This window comes from Pseudomonas siliginis (assembly GCF_019145195.1).
Taxonomy (GTDB): domain Bacteria; phylum Pseudomonadota; class Gammaproteobacteria; order Pseudomonadales; family Pseudomonadaceae; genus Aquipseudomonas; species Aquipseudomonas siliginis.
The window spans coordinates 266913-283083 of record NZ_JAHSTW010000011.1; the positions used below are offsets into that span (position 1 = coordinate 266913).

The 16171-nt window shown below is 61.0% G+C and carries 13 protein-coding genes; 10 read left to right on the forward strand and 3 right to left on the reverse strand.

Features of this window, described 5'->3' with window-relative positions:
- Positions 1-29 precede the first annotated feature (29 nt).
- Both KVG87_RS22370 and dapC read left to right on the forward strand, forming a co-directional pair.
- Entirely contained in the window at positions 30-2732 is a 2703-nt protein-coding gene (locus KVG87_RS22370; protein WP_095180486.1) for a [protein-PII] uridylyltransferase, read from the forward strand.
- Between the two features lie 221 nt (positions 2733-2953).
- Positions 2954-4153, forward strand: a complete 1200-nt coding sequence (gene dapC, locus KVG87_RS22375) for a succinyldiaminopimelate transaminase (RefSeq protein ID WP_217852629.1) — start codon at positions 2954-2956, stop codon at positions 4151-4153.
- Positions 4154-4198: 45 nt separating this feature from the next.
- On the opposite strand, the gene KVG87_RS22380 is transcribed toward dapC, so the two are convergent.
- Positions 4199-5830, reverse strand: a complete 1632-nt coding sequence (locus tag KVG87_RS22380) for a Na+/H+ antiporter (RefSeq protein WP_056783200.1) — start codon at positions 5828-5830, stop codon at positions 4199-4201.
- Between the two features lie 292 nt (positions 5831-6122).
- On the opposite strand from KVG87_RS22380, the gene KVG87_RS22385 reads away from it, so the two are divergent.
- From KVG87_RS22385 to KVG87_RS22400, 4 genes are all read left to right on the forward strand, one after another.
- A complete protein-coding gene (locus KVG87_RS22385) occupies positions 6123-6485 on the forward strand; it encodes an ArsC family reductase (RefSeq protein WP_110600145.1) in 363 nt (120 codons plus the stop codon).
- Between the two features lie 31 nt (positions 6486-6516).
- Complete coding sequence (dapD, locus tag KVG87_RS22390; protein WP_003222105.1) at positions 6517-7551, forward strand: 2,3,4,5-tetrahydropyridine-2,6-dicarboxylate N-succinyltransferase; 1035 nt, start codon at positions 6517-6519, stop codon at positions 7549-7551.
- A gap of 125 nt (positions 7552-7676) precedes the next feature.
- Entirely contained in the window at positions 7677-8882 is a 1206-nt protein-coding gene (locus KVG87_RS22395; RefSeq protein ID WP_217852631.1) for an aminotransferase class V-fold PLP-dependent enzyme, read from the forward strand.
- Positions 8879-9283, forward strand: a complete 405-nt coding sequence (locus KVG87_RS22400) for a SufE family protein (protein ID WP_217852633.1) — start codon at positions 8879-8881, stop codon at positions 9281-9283. Before KVG87_RS22395 ends, KVG87_RS22400 begins: the two co-directional genes overlap by 4 nt.
- Before the next feature lie 116 nt (positions 9284-9399).
- Here the strand turns inward: KVG87_RS22400 and tcdA are convergent, their stop codons facing one another.
- On the reverse strand, positions 9400-10218 hold the full coding sequence (gene tcdA / locus KVG87_RS22405) for a tRNA cyclic N6-threonylcarbamoyladenosine(37) synthase TcdA (protein WP_150743265.1): 819 nt from the start codon (positions 10216-10218) through the stop codon (positions 9400-9402).
- 214 nt (positions 10219-10432) lie between these two features.
- On the opposite strand from tcdA, the gene KVG87_RS22410 reads away from it, so the two are divergent.
- From KVG87_RS22410 to KVG87_RS22425, 4 genes are all read left to right on the forward strand, one after another.
- On the forward strand, positions 10433-13024 hold the full coding sequence (locus KVG87_RS22410) for a glycosyltransferase (protein WP_056783195.1): 2592 nt from the start codon (positions 10433-10435) through the stop codon (positions 13022-13024).
- Positions 13025-13266: 242 nt separating this feature from the next.
- Positions 13267-14418 carry a succinyl-diaminopimelate desuccinylase gene (gene dapE, locus KVG87_RS22415; RefSeq protein ID WP_016771486.1) on the forward strand — a complete coding sequence of 384 codons (1152 nt, stop codon included), beginning with the start codon at positions 13267-13269 and terminating at the stop codon, positions 14416-14418.
- On the forward strand, positions 14418-15227 hold the full coding sequence (locus KVG87_RS22420; protein WP_217852635.1) for a putative RNA methyltransferase: 810 nt from the start codon (positions 14418-14420) through the stop codon (positions 15225-15227). The genes dapE and KVG87_RS22420 overlap by 1 nt, the downstream gene beginning before the upstream one ends.
- A 75-nt stretch (positions 15228-15302) precedes the next feature.
- Positions 15303-15680: a hypothetical protein gene (locus KVG87_RS22425; protein WP_016771488.1), complete on the forward strand. Its 378-nt coding sequence runs from the start codon at positions 15303-15305 to the stop codon at positions 15678-15680.
- A 97-nt stretch (positions 15681-15777) separates the two neighbouring features.
- Here the strand turns inward: KVG87_RS22425 and KVG87_RS22430 are convergent, their stop codons facing one another.
- Positions 15778-15987 (reverse strand): cold-shock protein, encoded by a 210-nt coding sequence (locus tag KVG87_RS22430; RefSeq protein WP_016771489.1) that lies wholly within the window; start codon positions 15985-15987, stop codon positions 15778-15780.
- Positions 15988-16171 lie beyond the last annotated feature (184 nt).

Sequence of the window (16171 nt, forward strand, 5' to 3'; positions counted from 1 at the left end):
CTCCCAGCCTATAGAAGGAAAGCCAATCGATGCCGCAGGTGGATCCCGAACTCTTCGACCGCGGCCAGTTCCAGGCTGAACTGGCCCTTAAAGCGAGTCCGATCGCGGCGTTCAAGAAGGCGATCCGCCAGGCCCGCGAGGTTCTCGACACGCGTTTTCGCAAGGGCCGCGATATCCGCCGCCTGATCGAAGACCGCGCCTGGTTTGTCGACAACATCCTGCAAAAGGCCTGGGAGCAGTTCAACTGGAGCGAAGACGCCGACATCGCTCTGGTGGCAGTGGGCGGCTACGGCCGCGGCGAGCTGCATCCCTATTCCGACATTGATCTGCTGATCCTGCTCGACAGCGCTGACCACGAAGTTTTCCGCGACTCCATCGAGCGTTTTCTGACGCTGTTGTGGGACATCGGTCTGGAAGTCGGCCAGAGCGTGCGCTCGGTCGATGAGTGTGCCGAAGAGGCCCGCGCCGACCTGACGGTGGTCACCAACCTGATGGAAAGCCGGACTATCTGCGGCCCCGAGCGTCTGCGCCAGCGCATGCTCGACGTCACCAGCACCGCGCACATGTGGCCGGCCAAGGAGTTCTTCCTGGCCAAGCGAGCCGAGCAGAAGGCTCGTCATCACAAATACAACGACACCGAATACAACCTCGAACCCAACGTCAAAGGCTCGCCCGGCGGTCTGCGTGACATTCAGACAATCCTCTGGGTCGCCCGCAGACAGTACGGCACCCTGAACCTGCGCGCCCTCGCCGGCGAAGGTTTTCTGGTCGAAAGCGAAAATGCCCTGCTCGCCTCCTCCCAGGAATTTCTGTGGAAAGTGCGCTATGCCTTGCACATGCTCGCCGGCCGCTCCGAAGACCGCTTGCTGTTCGATCATCAACGCACCATTGCCGGCCTGCTCGGCTTTGAAGGAGACGACGCCAAACAGGCGGTCGAAAACTTCATGCAGCAGTACTTCCGCACCGTGATGAGCATCGCCCAACTGAGCGATCTGATCATCCAGCACTTCGAGGAAGTCATCCTCGCCCCGGAAGATGAAGCGCCGCCGCAACCGATCAATTCGCGATTCCAGCTGCATGACGGCTACATCGAGGCGCGCAATGACAATGTGTTCCGCCGCACGCCGTTCGCCATGCTGGAAATTTTCGTGCTGATGGCCCAACAGCCGGAAATCAAAGGCGTGCGCGCCGACACCATTCGTCTGCTGCGCGAACATCGTCATCTGATCGATGACAGCTTCCGTAACGATATCCGCAACACCAGCCTGTTCATCGAGCTGTTCAAATGCAAGATCGGTATCCACCGCAATCTGCGGCGGATGAACCGTTACGGCATTCTCGGCCGTTATCTGCCGGAGTTCGGTTTTATCGTCGGGCAGATGCAGCACGACCTGTTCCACATCTATACGGTCGATGCGCACACGCTGAACCTGATCAAGCACCTGCGCAAACTGCAGTACACCCAGGTCTCGGAGAAATTTCCGCTGGCCGCCAAGCTCATGGCCAAGCTGCCCAAACCTGAGCTGATCTACATGGCCGGTCTGTATCACGACATCGGCAAGGGCCGGCATGGCGATCACTCGGAGATTGGCGCGGTCGATGCCGAGGCGTTCTGCCAGCGCCATCAGTTGCCGGTGTGGGACAGCCGCCTGATCGTCTGGCTGGTGCAGAACCACCTGGTGATGTCCACCACTGCGCAGCGCAAGGATCTGTCCGACCCGCAGGTGATCCACGATTTCGCCCAGGCGGTCGGCGACGAAACACGCCTCGACTATCTCTATGTGCTGACCGTGGCCGACATCAACGCGACCAATCCGACGCTGTGGAATTCATGGCGCGCCAGCCTGTTGCGCCAGCTCTACACCGAGACCAAACGAGCCCTGCGCCGGGGCCTGGAAAACCCGGTGGATCGCGAAGAGCAGATCCGCCAGACGCAGAGCGCCGCGCTGGACATTCTGGTGCGCGGCGGCACCGACCCGGACGACGTCGAGCAGCTGTGGGCGCAATTGGGCGATGACTATTTCCTGCGCCACACCGCCGGCGACGTCGCCTGGCACAGCGATGCGATCCTGCAGCAACCGGTGGATGGCGGGCCGCTGGTGCTGATCAAGGAAACCACCCAGCGCGAGTTCGAGGGCGGCACGCAGATCTTCATTTATGCACCGGACCAGCACGACTTCTTCGCCGTGACCGTGGCGGCGATGGACCAGCTCAACCTGAACATTCACGACGCCCGGGTCATCACCTCAAGCAGCCAGTTCACCCTCGACACCTACATCGTGCTCGACAACGAAGGCGAATCGATCGGCGACAACCCGGCGCGGATCAAGCAGATCCGCGAAGGCCTGACCGAAGCGCTGCGCAACCCGGACGACTACCCAACGATCATCCAGCGCCGTGTGCCGCGCCAGCTCAAACACTTCGCCTTCGCCCCGCAAGTAACGATCCACAACGACGCCCAACGTCCAGTGACCGTGCTGGAGCTGACCGCGCCTGACCGGCCGGGCCTGCTGGCGCGGGTCGGAGGGATTTTCCTCGAGTTCGACCTGTCGCTGCAGAACGCCAAGATTGCGACCCTGGGCGAGCGCGTGGAAGACGTGTTCTTCATCACCGACGCGCACAACCAGCCGCTGTCCGATCCGCTGCTGTGCAGCCGTCTGCAAGATGCGATCGTCGAACAACTGAGCGTCAATCAGGAACCGGATATCAAACTTTCGCGAATCAGTATCTGAATCACCCGTTTATCCCTGTGAATGCAGCCCATGCTTTCCTCCGGTACATACAATCCCCTGTGGCGAGGGGATTTATCCCCGTTCGGCTGCGAAGCAGTCGTAAAACCTGTGTATGCGGACATTCAGTTGAACCGCAGTGATGGTTTTGGGGCCGCTGCGCAGCCCAACGGGGATAAAGCCCCTCGCCACAGAAAGCTCTTGAGCATTTAAAAGAGGCCCCAATGAACAACGCTCTGAACCAGCTCCAGCCGTACCCGTTCGAAAAGCTCCGCGCCCTGCTCGGCAGCGTTACGCCGAACCCGGACAAACGCCCGATCGCCCTGTCGATCGGCGAGCCGAAACACCGTTCGCCGAGTTTTGTCGCCGAAGCGCTGGCGAACAATCTGGATCAGATGGCGGTGTACCCGACTACCCTCGGCATTCCGGCCCTGCGCGAAGCCATCGCCGGCTGGTGCGAGCGTCGTTTTGGTGTGCCGAACGGCTGGATCGATCCGGCGCGCAACGTGCTGCCGGTCAACGGCACCCGTGAAGCGCTGTTCGCCTTTACCCAGACCGTGGTCAATCGTGGTGACGATGCGCTGGTGGTCAGCCCCAACCCGTTCTATCAGATCTACGAAGGCGCGGCGTTTCTCGCCGGGGCCAAGCCGCATTACCTGCCGTGCCTAGATGAAAACGGCTTCAACCCGGACTTCGACGCCGTTTCGCCAGACATCTGGCAGCGCTGCCAGATTCTGTTCCTGTGCTCGCCGGGCAATCCGACCGGCGCGCTGATTCCGGTTGAGACCCTGAAGAAGCTGATCGCCCTGGCTGATCAGTACGACTTCGTGATTGCCGCCGACGAGTGCTACAGCGAACTGTACTTCGATGAACAGACGCCGCCGCCGGGCCTGCTCAGCGCCTGCGTCGAACTGGGCCGCAATGACTTCAAGCGCTGCGTGGTCTTTCATAGCCTGTCCAAGCGCTCCAACCTGCCAGGCCTGCGCTCAGGCTTCGTTGCCGGCGATGCCGACATCCTCAAGGGTTTCCTGCTCTATCGCACTTACCACGGCTGCGCGATGCCGGTACAGACTCAACTGGCCAGCGTTGCCGCGTGGAATGACGAAGTGCATGTGCGCGCCAACCGTGCGCTGTACCGGGAGAAATTCGATGCGGTGCTGGAGACCCTCGGCCCGGTGATGGACGTGCAGCGCCCGGATGGCAGCTTCTATCTGTGGCCGAATGTGCAGGGCGATGATGCGGCGTTCTGCCGCGATCTGTTCGAACAGGAGCACGTGACCGTGGTGCCGGGCTCGTATCTGTCTCGCGATGTCGATGGCGTCAATCCTGGCGCCGGCCGTGTGCGTATGGCACTGGTTGCGCCGCTGGCGGAATGCGTCGAAGCCGCCGAACGGATTCGTGACTTCATCACCCGCCAGAAGTGATCACGGAGCGCTTGCGGCAGCCCCCTGCTGCAAGCGCTCAACCGGCTATTTGACCTGGCCCAGATTGGCCTCGCTCAAATCCAGTTCCCCGAGCACTTCTCGCAACACGTCATCACCGATCTGGTGCTGACGACTGAGGCTGTAGAGTTCCAGGCGTTGCGCGCGCAGCGCTTTCAAACGCAGGCGACGCTCAAGCAGATCCATCTGGAATGCCAGCGCCTGAGCCTCGGCAGAATCATTGAACACATCAAGTTGATGGCGATATTCGGACATGATCCGCGCCTTGAGCTCCGCTGCCAGCGCTGCTTGAGCGGCATCCTGTGGGACCACTTCTTCGCTTTCCAGCGAGTGAATCGCCGCTTCGGCCGTCTTGCGCCAGGCGTCGCGCACTTCCTGACGACGCTTGTCGTCGGGACTTTTGTCGATGCCGCGCAGCAGCAAGGGCAGCGCGATACAGGCCGAGACCAGCGACAGCAGAATCACCCCGGCAGCAATGAAGATCAGTAAGTCGCGTTCAGGAAAAGCCTCGGCGCCGATCAGCATCGGCACCGACATCACGCCTGCCAGCGTCACCGCCCCGCGCACACCGCCCACCGTCAGCAACCAGCATGAACGCGCCGTCGGCACTTGGGTCAGCTCGCCCTTGCCGCGCAGTCGGCGCAGCAACACCGACAAGCGCCAGATGCTCTGCACCCAGATGAACCGCAGCAGCACCAGCGCGACGAAAATCGCCAATACATCGAGGCAGCGATAGAACAACGTCGGCCACAGCGTCGGCTCATGGCTGACCACAGCCTTGATGATGTCTGGCAATTGCAGGCCCAGCAGCAGGAAGATCAAGCCATTGAACGCAAATTCGAGCAGCGCCCAGACGCTGCGATTAAGCAATCGCGTGCTGGTCTGGCGCGGCAGCAGGTCGAGCCAGCTTTGCATCATCCCCGCCGCCACCGCCGAGAGAATCCCTGAAGCGCCCAAACGTTCGGCCAGTACATAAGCGGCGAACGGCAGCAGCAACATGAACACCACGTGAGTGGCCGGATCGTCCCAGCCCCGGGCGATCATCCACGCTCGCAGACGCCCGACCAGCCAGCTCAACGCTACACCCACAGCCAGGCCACCGAGGGCCACCGCGACGAAGGTCAGACTGGCATTGGTCAGCGAAAACACGCCCGTGATCGCTGCAGCGAGGGCGAATTTGAAGGTCACCAGGCCTGAGGCGTCATTCATCAGCGCCTCGCCCTGGAGGATGTGCATCAGCGGCGTGGGGAGACGGTTCTGCGAAATCGCTGAAACCGCCACGGCGTCCGTCGGTGACAAAACCGCGGCAAGGGCGAAGGCCACTGGCAGCGGAATAGTTGGCAACAGCCAATGAATGAAATAACCGGCACCGACCACGGTGAACAGAACAAGGCCGACGGCCAGGGTCAGGATCGGTCCACGCAATTGCCAAAAGGCGCGTTTGGGCATGCGCCAGCCATCGGAAAACAACAACGGCGGCAGGAACAGAAACAGGAACAATTCCGGGTCGAGGGCGACGTGCAGCCCCAGGGTCGGCCAGGCGAGCAAGGCACCGGCGGCGATTTGCACCAGCGGCAATGGCAGCGGGATAACCCGCCCGACCAGGCGCGAGACGCTGACCAGCATCAGCAGGATCAGGACGGTGTAAGCAGTTTGCATAAAACGAAAATCTCAGGCGATCGACAGCGTTGAACTGCCATATTAGCGCCTTAGGCTGTGGCTGACCGTTGCACCTATGTCGCACGACCGGAACGCGACCCCCTTGTGGGAGCGAGCCTGCTCGCGAAAGCGGTCGTTCAGCACACAGAGATATTGATTGATGTGGCCTCTTCGCGAGCAGGCTCGCTCCCACAGGTTTTACAGCGTTACGACAACCGTGGCCGACGAAACCGTCCGGTCATGGCATAATCCGTCACCATTTTTTTCCAGCACCTGTAAAGGGGGCGATTCCTTGGCCGTTTCAAGTAAAACGTTGCACCTTTTCGGCATCAAAGCCTGCGACACCATGAAAAAGGCGCGCACCTGGCTCGATGAACACGCTGTCAGCTATGACTTTCACGATTACAAGACCGCCGGCATTGACCGTGAGCACCTGAGCCAATGGTGCGACGAGCACGGCTGGCAAACCGTGTTGAACCGCGCCGGCACGACCTTTCGCAAACTCGATGACGAACGCAAAGCCGATCTCGACCAAGCGAAAGCCATCGAACTGATGCTCGCGCAACCCTCGATGATCAAGCGCCCGGTGCTCGATCTCGGTGACCGAACCCTGATTGGCTTCAAGCCAGATATCTACGCGGCCGCTCTGAAGTAAGCAGCCCGTCACTCTTTGTAGAGGTATTCACATGTCCAATTCCCTGTTCAGCATCGCCTTTGGTGTCGGCACCCAGAACCGTCAAGGCGCATGGCTGGAAGTGTTCTACGCACAGCCACTGCTCAATCCTTCGGCCGAACTGGTCGCGGCTGTTGCGCCGATCCTCGGTTACACCGAAGGCAACCAGGCCATCACCTTCACCACCGCCCAGGCTGCGCAACTGGCTGAAGCCGTGAAAGGCATCGACGCCGTGCAAGGCAAGCTGCTGACCCGCCTGGCTGAAAGCCACAAGCCGCTGGTCGCCACGCTGCTGGCCGAAGACGCGCAACTGACCTCCACGCCTGAGGCCTACCTCAAGCTGCATCTGCTCTCGCACCGTCTGGTCAAGCCGCACGGCGTGAGCCTGGCCGGTATCTTCCCGCTGCTGCCGAACGTGGCGTGGACCAGCCAGGGCGCGATCGACCTGAGCGAACTGGCGGAAATGCAACTCGAAGCGCGCCTGCGCGGCGAGCTGCTGGAAGTGTTCTCGGTGGACAAGTTCCCGAAAATGACCGACTACGTGGTACCGGCCGGCGTGCGTATCGCTGATGCTGCACGTCTGCGTCTGGGCGCTTACGTCGGCGAAGGCACCACCGTCATGCACGAAGGTTTCATCAACTTCAACGCCGGCACCGAAGGCCCGGGCATGATCGAAGGACGCGTTTCCGCTGGCGTATTCGTCGGCAAGGGTTCGGACCTGGGCGGCGGTTGCTCGACCATGGGTACCCTGTCGGGCGGCGGCAACATCGTGATCAAGGTCGGCGAAGGCTGCCTGATCGGCGCCAACGCCGGTATCGGTATTCCGCTGGGCGACCGCAACACTGTGGAATCGGGCCTGTACGTGACCGCCGGCACCAAGGTTGCGCTGCTGGACGAGCACAACAATCTGGTCAAGGTTGTGAAGGCGCGTGAGCTGGCTGGTCAGACTGATCTGCTGTTCCGTCGCAATTCGGAAACCGGTGCAGTGGAATGCAAGACCCACAAATCGGCGATCGAACTGAACGAAGCGCTGCACGCTCACAACTAAGCGCTGTAGGCCTGTGGGAGCGAGTCTGCTCGCGAAACTTCTGGCGTCCTCAATGACGCTTTCGCGAGCAGGCTCACTCCTACAGGTTTGGCGTACATCCCGCCCAATTTCACAGGGCTGAACCCATGATGATCCCCTCCCCCTGGCGCGCCGATTTCCCGGCTATCGCCGCCCTGCAACGGCAAGACCAGACCTATCTGGACAACGCCGCCACCACGCAAAAACCCCAGGCCCTGCTCGACGCACTGACGCATTACTACGCCAACGGCGCGGCCAATGTGCATCGTGCGCAACACCTGCCGGGTGCTCACGCGACACAAGCGTTCGAAGACAGCCGGCGCAAGGTTGGCCAGTGGCTGAATGCCGGTGACAGCGGGCAGATAATTTTCACCCACGGCGCCACCAGTGCCTTGAATCTGCTGGCTTACGGTCTTGAACATTTGTTCGAGCCGGGCGATGAGATTGTCATCAGCGCTCTGGAGCATCACGCCAACCTGTTGCCGTGGCAGCAACTGGCGCAACGCCGCAACCTGAAACTGGTGATCCTGCCGCTGGATGCCGACGGCCTGATCGACCTCGCCGCTGCCGTGCATCTGATCGGCCCGCGCACGCGTTTGCTGGCGGTCAGCCAGTTGTCCAATGTGCTCGGCGCCTGGCAGCCACTGACCGCTTTGCTCGGCATGGCCAAGGCGCAGAACGCGCTGACCGTGGTCGATGGCGCGCAAGGCGTGGTGCATGGCCGGCATGACGTGCAGGCGCTGGGTTGCGACTTTTATGTGTTTTCCAGCCACAAGCTCTACGGCCCGGATGGTCTGGGCGTGCTGTTCGGGCGCAACGCTGCGCTGGAGCAATTGCAGCATTGGCAGTTCGGCGGCGAGATGGTGCTCGACGCCAACTATCAGGATTCGCGCTTCCGCCCGGCGCCGTTGGGGTTCGAGGCAGGCACACCGCCGATCGCCAGTGTCATCGGCCTCGGAGCGACCCTCGACTACTTGGCCGGTTTGGATCAGGACGCCGTATCTGCCCATGAAGCGGCGCTGCACGACTACCTGTTGCGCGGCCTCGCCGCCCGCAACGGCATTCGCCTGCTCGGTAAGCCGCAACTGGCGCTGGCCAGTTTTGTCGTCGAAGGCGTGCACAACGCCGATCTGGCGCATCTGCTCACCGAACAAGGCATTGCCGTACGCGCGGGGCATCACTGCGCCATGCCGCTGATGAAAAGCTTCGAACTGGCCGGCGCGATTCGCGTGTCGCTGGCGCTGTATAACGACTCGGAAGATCTGGAGCGCTTTTTCGAGGCGCTGGATCAGGCGCTGGAGATGTTGCGATGAGCCTGCCGGTGGAGGCGGCCGAAGCGCTGCAGACGTTTCAGACTGCGGCGGGCTGGGAACAGCGGGCGCGGCTGCTGATGCAGTTTGGCGATCGCTTGCCGGTGCTGGATGACGCGCAAAAGTGCGAGGCCAACCGGGTGCATGGCTGTGAGAGTCAGGTGTGGCTGGTCGGGGATTTGCGCGACGGGCACTGGCAGTTCAAGGCAAGCAGCGATGCGCGGATGATTCGCGGGTTGGTGGCGTTGCTGCTGTTGCGGGTCGACGGCTTGTCGGCGACTGAGTTGCAGCAGGTGGATTTGCCGGAGTGGTTCAATCAGCTGGGACTGTCGCGGCAGCTGTCGCCTTCGCGCAGTAATGGCTTGAATGCGGTGCTCCAGCGGATGAATGAGTTGGCCGGTTAATCGCCATCGCTGGCAAGCCAGCTCCCACAGGGTTCGGTGGTGTTCATAGATGCACTGAACTTACCCAATACCTGTGGGAGCTGGCTTGCCAGCGATGAGGTCATCAGCCTCACCGTTCAAACCTGAGGTTTTACTCGGTCCGAAGGGCGCCGCACCCCCGCCACAATCTTGTCCACAGCCTTGGTCGCCGCGACCATACCAAATGTCGCCGTGACCATCATCACCGCGCCAAATCCGCCGGCGCAGTCGAGCTTCACGCCATCGCCGACAAAACTCTTCTGCAGACAAATGCTGCCATCCGGTTTCGGGTAGCGCAGCTGTTCGGTGGAAAACACGCACGGCACGCTGTAGTGACGGGTCACGGTGCGGGAAAAGCCGTAGTCACGACGCAAGGTCGAGCGCACTTTCGAAGCCAGCGGATCGTTGAAGGTGCGGTTCAGGTCGCAAACCTGAATCAGCGTCGGGTCAATCTGCCCGCCCGCGCCGCCGGTGGTGATGATCTGGATCTTGCGGCGTTTGCACCAGGCGATCAGCGCCGCTTTGGCATTGACCGCATCGATGCAGTCGATCACGCAGTCGATGTTCGGCGTGATGTATTCGGCCATGGTGTCGCGGGTGACGAAATCGGCCACGGCGTGCACCGTGCAATCGGGGTTGATCCCGCGCAGGCGCTCGGCCATCACCTCGACCTTGGGTTTGCCGACAGTGCTGTCCAAGGCGTGCAACTGACGGTTGGCATTACTGACGCAGACGTCATCAAGGTCGAACAGCGAGATCTCCCCAACTCCGCAACGGGCCATGGCTTCCGCCGCCCAGGAACCGACGCCACCGACGCCGACGATCGCCACATGGGCGGCGCGCAAGCGTTCCAGGCCCTCGATGCCATACAAACGGGCGATGCCTGCAAACCGCGGATCTTCTGTACTCATGACCATTACCCCAAAAACCGGCGCGCATTATAGGGCTACGCAGCGACAAGTTTTAAGCTGCAAGCGACAAGTGTAAGAACTTAAGTCAGAGACGGCTGCCCAATGTCAGGCATTTTCCCGTCAGTTGTACGACTGGTTAACCGCCGGTGTAGGATGCGCGCCCCTCGGGCGTCTATCCGACCGATCCTTCGTTCCACAGCCTTTGGAACCCGAAACAGCTATGTCATCGCGTAAATTTGGACTCAACCTGGTGGTGGTGCTGGCCATCGCTGCCTTGTTCACCGGTTTCTGGGCGCTGGTCAATCGCCCGGTCACGGCGCCGAACTGGCCGCAGCAAATCTCCGGCTTCTCGTATTCGCCATTCCAGCAGGGGCAATTCCCACAGAAGGATCAGTATCCGTCTGACGATGAAATGCGCCGTGACCTGGAAATCATGAGCAAGCTGACCGACAACATTCGTATCTATTCGGTCGACGGTTCGTTGGGAGACATCCCGAAACTGGCTGAAGAATTCGGCCTGCGTGTCACCCTCGGTATCTGGATCAGCCCGGACCAGGAACGCAACGAACGGGAAATCACCAAAGCCATCGAACTGGCCAACACCTCGCGCAGCGTCGTGCGCGTGGTGGTCGGCAACGAGGCGCTGTTTCGTGAAGAAATCACCCCGGAAGCCCTGATCGTTCTGCTGGATCGGGTGCGCGCTGCGGTAAAAGTACCGGTGACGACTTCCGAGCAATGGCACATCTGGGAGAAATACCCGCAACTGGCCAAGCACGTTGACCTGATCGCCGCCCACGTCCTGCCCTACTGGGAATTCATTCCGGTGGACAAGGCCGGCCAGTTCGTCTTCGACCGCGCCCGCGATCTGAAAAAACTCTTTCCGAAAAAACCGCTGCTGCTGTCCGAGGTCGGCTGGCCGAGCAACGGTCGCATGCGCGGTGGCGCCGATGCCTCGCCGGCCGATCAGGCAATTTATCTGCGCACGCTGGTCAACAAGCTCAATCGCCAGGGCTTCAACTACTTCGTGATCGAAGCGTTCGATCAGCCGTGGAAGGCCAGCGATGAAGGTTCGGTCGGCGCCTACTGGGGCGTGTTCAACGCCGCGCGCCAGCAGAAATTCAATTTCGAAGGCCCGGTGGTGGCGATTCCGCAATGGCGCGTACTGGCCATCGGCTCGGTGGTGCTGGCGCTGCTGTCGCTGACCCTGCTGATGATCGACGGCTCGGCGCTGCGCCAGCGCGGTCGCACGTTCCTGACGTTTATCGCGTTCCTCTGCGGTTCGGTGCTGGTGTACATCGGTTACGACTACAGCCAGCAATACAGCACGTGGTTCAGCCTAACGGTCGGATTTCTCCTGGCGCTCGGTGCGCTCGGGGTATTCATCGTCCTGCTCACCGAGGCCCATGAACTGGCCGAAGCGGTGTGGATTCACAAACGCCGTCGGGAATTCCTGCCGGTGCTCGGCGATTCCGACTACCGGCCGAAAGTGTCGATCCACGTGCCCTGCTACAACGAGCCGCCAGAGATGGTCAAACAGACCCTCGATGCCTTGGCCGCGCTCGATTATCCAGACTTCGAAGTCTTGATCATCGACAACAACACCAAGGATCCGGCGGTGTGGGAACCGGTGCGCGATTACTGCGCAACCCTCGGCCCGCGCTTCAAGTTCTTCCACGTTTCGCCGCTGGCCGGTTTCAAGGGCGGCGCGCTGAATTATCTGATCCCGCACACCGCCAAGGACGCCGAAGTCATTGCGGTGATCGACTCCGATTACTGTGTGCACCCGAACTGGCTCAAGCACATGGTGCCGCACTTCGCCGACCCGAAAATCGCCGTGGTGCAGTCGCCGCAGGATTATCGCGACCAGAACGAAAGCACCTTCAAAAAGCTGTGCTACGCCGAATACAAAGGCTTCTTCCATATCGGCATGGTCACCCGCAACGACCGTGACGCGATCATTCAGCACGGCACCATGACCATGACCCGCCGTTCCGTGCTGGAAGAATTGGGCTGGGCTGACTGGTGCATCTGTGAAGACGCCGAACTCGGTTTGCGCGTGTTCGAGAAAGGCCTGTCGGCGGCGTATTACCACGACAGCTACGGCAAGGGCCTGATGCCGGATACCTTCATCGACTTCAAGAAACAGCGTTTCCGCTGGGCCTATGGCGCGATCCAGATCATCAAGCGCCACACCCGCAGCCTGCTGCGCGGCAAGGACACCGAACTGACTCGCGGTCAGCGTTATCACTTCCTCGCCGGTTGGCTGCCGTGGGTCGCCGATGGCATGAACATCTTCTTCACCGTTGGCGCGCTGCTATGGTCGGCGGCGATGATCATCGTGCCGCAACGGGTCGATCCGCCGTTGCTGATTTTCGCGATCCCGCCGCTGGCGCTGTTCGTGTTCAAGGTCGGCAAGATCATCTTCCTCTACCGCCGCGCCGTCGGCGTGAATCTGAAAGATGCGTTCTGCGCGGCGCTGGCCGGGCTGGCGTTGTCGCACACCATCGCCAAAGCGGTGCTGTACGGTTTCTTCACCAGCAGCATTCCGTTCTTCCGCACGCCGAAAAACGCCGACAACCACGGTTTCTGGGTGGCGATCAGCGAGGCTCGCGAGGAGCTGTTCATCATGCTGTTGCTGTGGGGCGCGGCGCTGGGGATTTTCCTGGTGCAGGGCATTCCGAGCAATGACATGCGCTTCTGGGTAACCATGCTGCTGGTGCAGTCGCTGCCGTACCTGGCGGCACTGATCATGGCGTTCCTGTCGTCGCTGCCCAAACCTGTGGCCAAGGCTGAGCCGGCACCGGTCGTCTAAATCCGCAACGCAGCACTAAACGGCGGCCAATGGTCGCCGTTTTGCTTTAAGATAACCGCCATTTTGCGGGGCTTGGCGTGATAACCGGTCTGACTGACCACCCCTGTCCCTTGTGGGCGCGAGCCTGCTCGCGAAGGCGTTGTAACATTCAACCTTTAAGGTGCCTGGTAGACCGCTTTCGCGAGCAGGCTCGCTCCCACATTAGAAGCCCAAGCTCATACCCCATGATCCCGGAGTTTTCCATGACGGCCCACGCCGACCTATCGCCGACCCTTCAACTGGCCATCGACCTGATCCGCCGTCCTTCCGTGACCCCGGTCGATGCCGACTGCCAGAAGCAGATGATGCAGCGCCTGGGCGATGCCGGTTTCACCCTGGAGCCGATGCGCATCGAAGATGTGGATAACTTCTGGGCCACTCACGGCAACAACGACGGCCCGGTGCTGTGCTTCGCCGGTCACACCGACGTGGTGCCGACCGGTCCGGTTACCGCATGGCAGATCGATCCGTTCAATGCCGTGATCGACGAACATGGCATGCTTTGCGGTCGTGGCGCGGCAGACATGAAAGGCAGCCTGGCATCGATGACCGTCGCCGCTGAACGCTTTGTCGCCGATTACCCGAACCATAAAGGCAAGGTCGCGTTCCTGATCACCAGCGATGAAGAAGGCCCGGCGCATCACGGCACCAAGGCTGTGGTCGAACGTCTGGTCGCGCGCAACGAGCGTCTGGACTGGTGCATCGTTGGCGAGCCGTCGAGCACCACCCTGGTCGGCGATGTGGTGAAAAACGGCCGTCGCGGTTCCCTCGGCGCCAAACTGACGGTCAAAGGCGTGCAGGGCCACGTGGCCTACCCGCATCTGGCGAAGAACCCGATCCACCTCGCCGCTCCGGCGCTGGCAGAGCTGGCCGCCGAGCACTGGGACCACGGCAACGATTTCTTCCCGCCGACCAGTTTCCAGATTTCCAACCTCAATTCCGGAACCGGCGCGACCAACGTGATTCCCGGTGATCTGGTGGCTGTGTTCAACTTCCGTTTTTCCACCGAATCGACCGTCGAAGGCCTGCAGAAGCGTGTGGCCGATATTCTCGACAAGCATGGTCTGGACTGGCACATCGACTGGGCACTGTCCGGCCTGCCGTTCCTCACCGAACCGGGCGCGCTGCTCGATGCGGTATCGTCGAGCATCAAGGACATCACCGGTCGCGAGACCAAGGCGTCGACCAGCGGCGGCACCTCCGATGGCCGCTTCATCGCGACCATGGGCACGCAAGTGGTTGAACTTGGCCCGGTCAACGCGACCATTCACCAGGTCAACGAGCGCGTGCTGGCGGCGGATCTCGATGTGCTGACGGAAATCTATTACCAGACCCTGATCAAGTTGCTCGCCTGATGCTCGCGTGCCCGATCTGCAGTGAGCCGCTCAATGCGGTAGAGAACGGCGTGGTCTGCCCCGCCGGGCATCGGTTTGACCGTGCGCGTCAGGGTTATCTGAACCTGTTGCCGGTGCAGCACAAGAACAGCCGCGACCCGGGCGACAATCAAGCGATGGTCGAGGCGCGGCGTGATTTCCTCAACGCCGGGCATTACGCGCCAGTGGCCAAGCGTCTGGCTGAACTCGCGGCCAGCTATGCGCCGGAGCGCTGGGTCGACATCGGTTGTGGCGAGGGTTACTACACCGCGCAAATCGCCGAAGCGTTGCCCAATGCGGATGGCTATGCACTGGACATTTCCCGCGAAGCTGTCAAACGTGCCTGCAAGCGCAATCCGGCGATTACCTGGTTGATCGCCAGCATGGCCCGCGTGCCATTGGCGTCAGGCAGTTGCCAGTTTCTCGCCAGCGTCTTCAGTCCGTTGGACTGGGAGGAAGCCAAGCGTCTGCTCAGCGCCGGCGGCGGTCTGATGAAGGTCGGCCCGACCCGCGGCCATCTGATGGAATTGCGCGAACGCCTGTACGACGAAGTGCGCGAGTACACCGACGACAAGCATCTGGCCCTGGTGCCAGAAGGCATGGTTTTGGCGCACAGCGAAACCCTGGAATTCAAGCTGACCCTGGACAAGCCCGAGGACCGCGCCAACCTGTTGGCGATGACGCCTCACGGCTGGCGTGCCAGTGCCGAGCGTCGTGCGGCGGTGATCGAGCAGGCCGAGCCGTTCGAGACCACCGTGTCGATGCGCTACGATTATTTCGTTCTTCAATAACTTTTGGTCTCGGGCACAGACCCGGGGCCGGCTAAATCCGCGAATGGATTTTTCAGACCCGCAGTGAGGACATCCATGCGCCAACCGGACATCGAGATTTACCTGAAAGACGCCGACGTCGACCACAAGGCCATCGCCGCCTGGCTCGGCCAAGCGCTGGGCCCGTGCAGCGACTGGGTACAGAAAGGCCAGACGTACAAGTGCAAGGCCGGCAACGTGCCAGTGACCTGGCTGCCGAAAGCCGTGGGCAAGTGGAACAGCCTGTTCCTGGAAAGCGACCAGACCCCTTGGGACGACGACATCGCCTGCGCCCGCGCAGCGTTTGCTGCGCTGAACGTCGAGGTGCGTTGTGCACCGGGGACGTGGGTCGAAGAAGAAGGTGAAGAAACCGCCGATCGCTGGATTCGCATCAGCGAAGACGGGGAAGAAGAAATCACCTGGAAAACGGCTTAAAAGCAGCTGCAAGTTACGAGCTGCAAGCTGCAAGCTGCAAGCCTTAAGCGGAACTGCTTATAGCTTGTGGCTTGCAGCTTGAAACTTGAAGCTGCTGTTACAGACCTACAACGTCTTCCGCCTGCAACCCCTTCTCGCCGGTGATCACCGCATACTCGACCTGTTGACCTTCGGTCAGCGAGCGGTGCCCTTCGCCGCGTATCGCGCGGTAGTGCACGAACACGTCCACGCCGTCGTCGCGCTGGATAAAGCCATAGCCTTTGGCGTCGTTGAACCACTTCACGTTGCCGGTTTCGCGTGTTGCCATCTGTTCATACTCCTTTTTTATTATTGAACGGGCTTTTCGCAGGAAAGCCTTCGAGGAACGTCAGCCTGCGTCCGACGTCCATAACAGGGCACCGGCAACAGAGCGCCGAGTATATGACAGGTGCGGAAACTCTCAACAGGAGATTACTTCGGCGCTTTTTTGCCGATTTTCGCCTAATACGGCA

Coding starts and splice junctions, on each gene's coding strand:
- KVG87_RS22425 (WP_016771488.1), top strand. CDS start 15,303: ATGCGCCAACCGGACATCGAGATTTACCTGAAAGACGCCGACGTCGAC.
- KVG87_RS22420 (WP_217852635.1), top strand. CDS start 14,418: ATGCTCGCGTGCCCGATCTGCAGTGAGCCGCTCAATGCGGTAGAGAAC.
- KVG87_RS22410 (WP_056783195.1), top strand. CDS start 10,433: ATGTCATCGCGTAAATTTGGACTCAACCTGGTGGTGGTGCTGGCCATC.
- KVG87_RS22380 (WP_056783200.1), bottom strand. CDS start 5,830: ATGCAAACTGCTTACACCGTCCTGATCCTGCTGATGCTGGTCAGCGTC.
- dapE (WP_016771486.1), top strand. CDS start 13,267: ATGACGGCCCACGCCGACCTATCGCCGACCCTTCAACTGGCCATCGAC.
- KVG87_RS22395 (WP_217852631.1), top strand. CDS start 7,677: ATGATGATCCCCTCCCCCTGGCGCGCCGATTTCCCGGCTATCGCCGCC.
- tcdA (WP_150743265.1), bottom strand. CDS start 10,218: ATGGTCATGAGTACAGAAGATCCGCGGTTTGCAGGCATCGCCCGTTTG.
- KVG87_RS22400 (WP_217852633.1), top strand. CDS start 8,879: ATGAGCCTGCCGGTGGAGGCGGCCGAAGCGCTGCAGACGTTTCAGACT.
- KVG87_RS22370 (WP_095180486.1), top strand. CDS start 30: ATGCCGCAGGTGGATCCCGAACTCTTCGACCGCGGCCAGTTCCAGGCT.
- dapC (WP_217852629.1), top strand. CDS start 2,954: ATGAACAACGCTCTGAACCAGCTCCAGCCGTACCCGTTCGAAAAGCTC.
- KVG87_RS22430 (WP_016771489.1), bottom strand. CDS start 15,987: ATGGCAACACGCGAAACCGGCAACGTGAAGTGGTTCAACGACGCCAAA.
- dapD (WP_003222105.1), top strand. CDS start 6,517: ATGTCCAATTCCCTGTTCAGCATCGCCTTTGGTGTCGGCACCCAGAAC.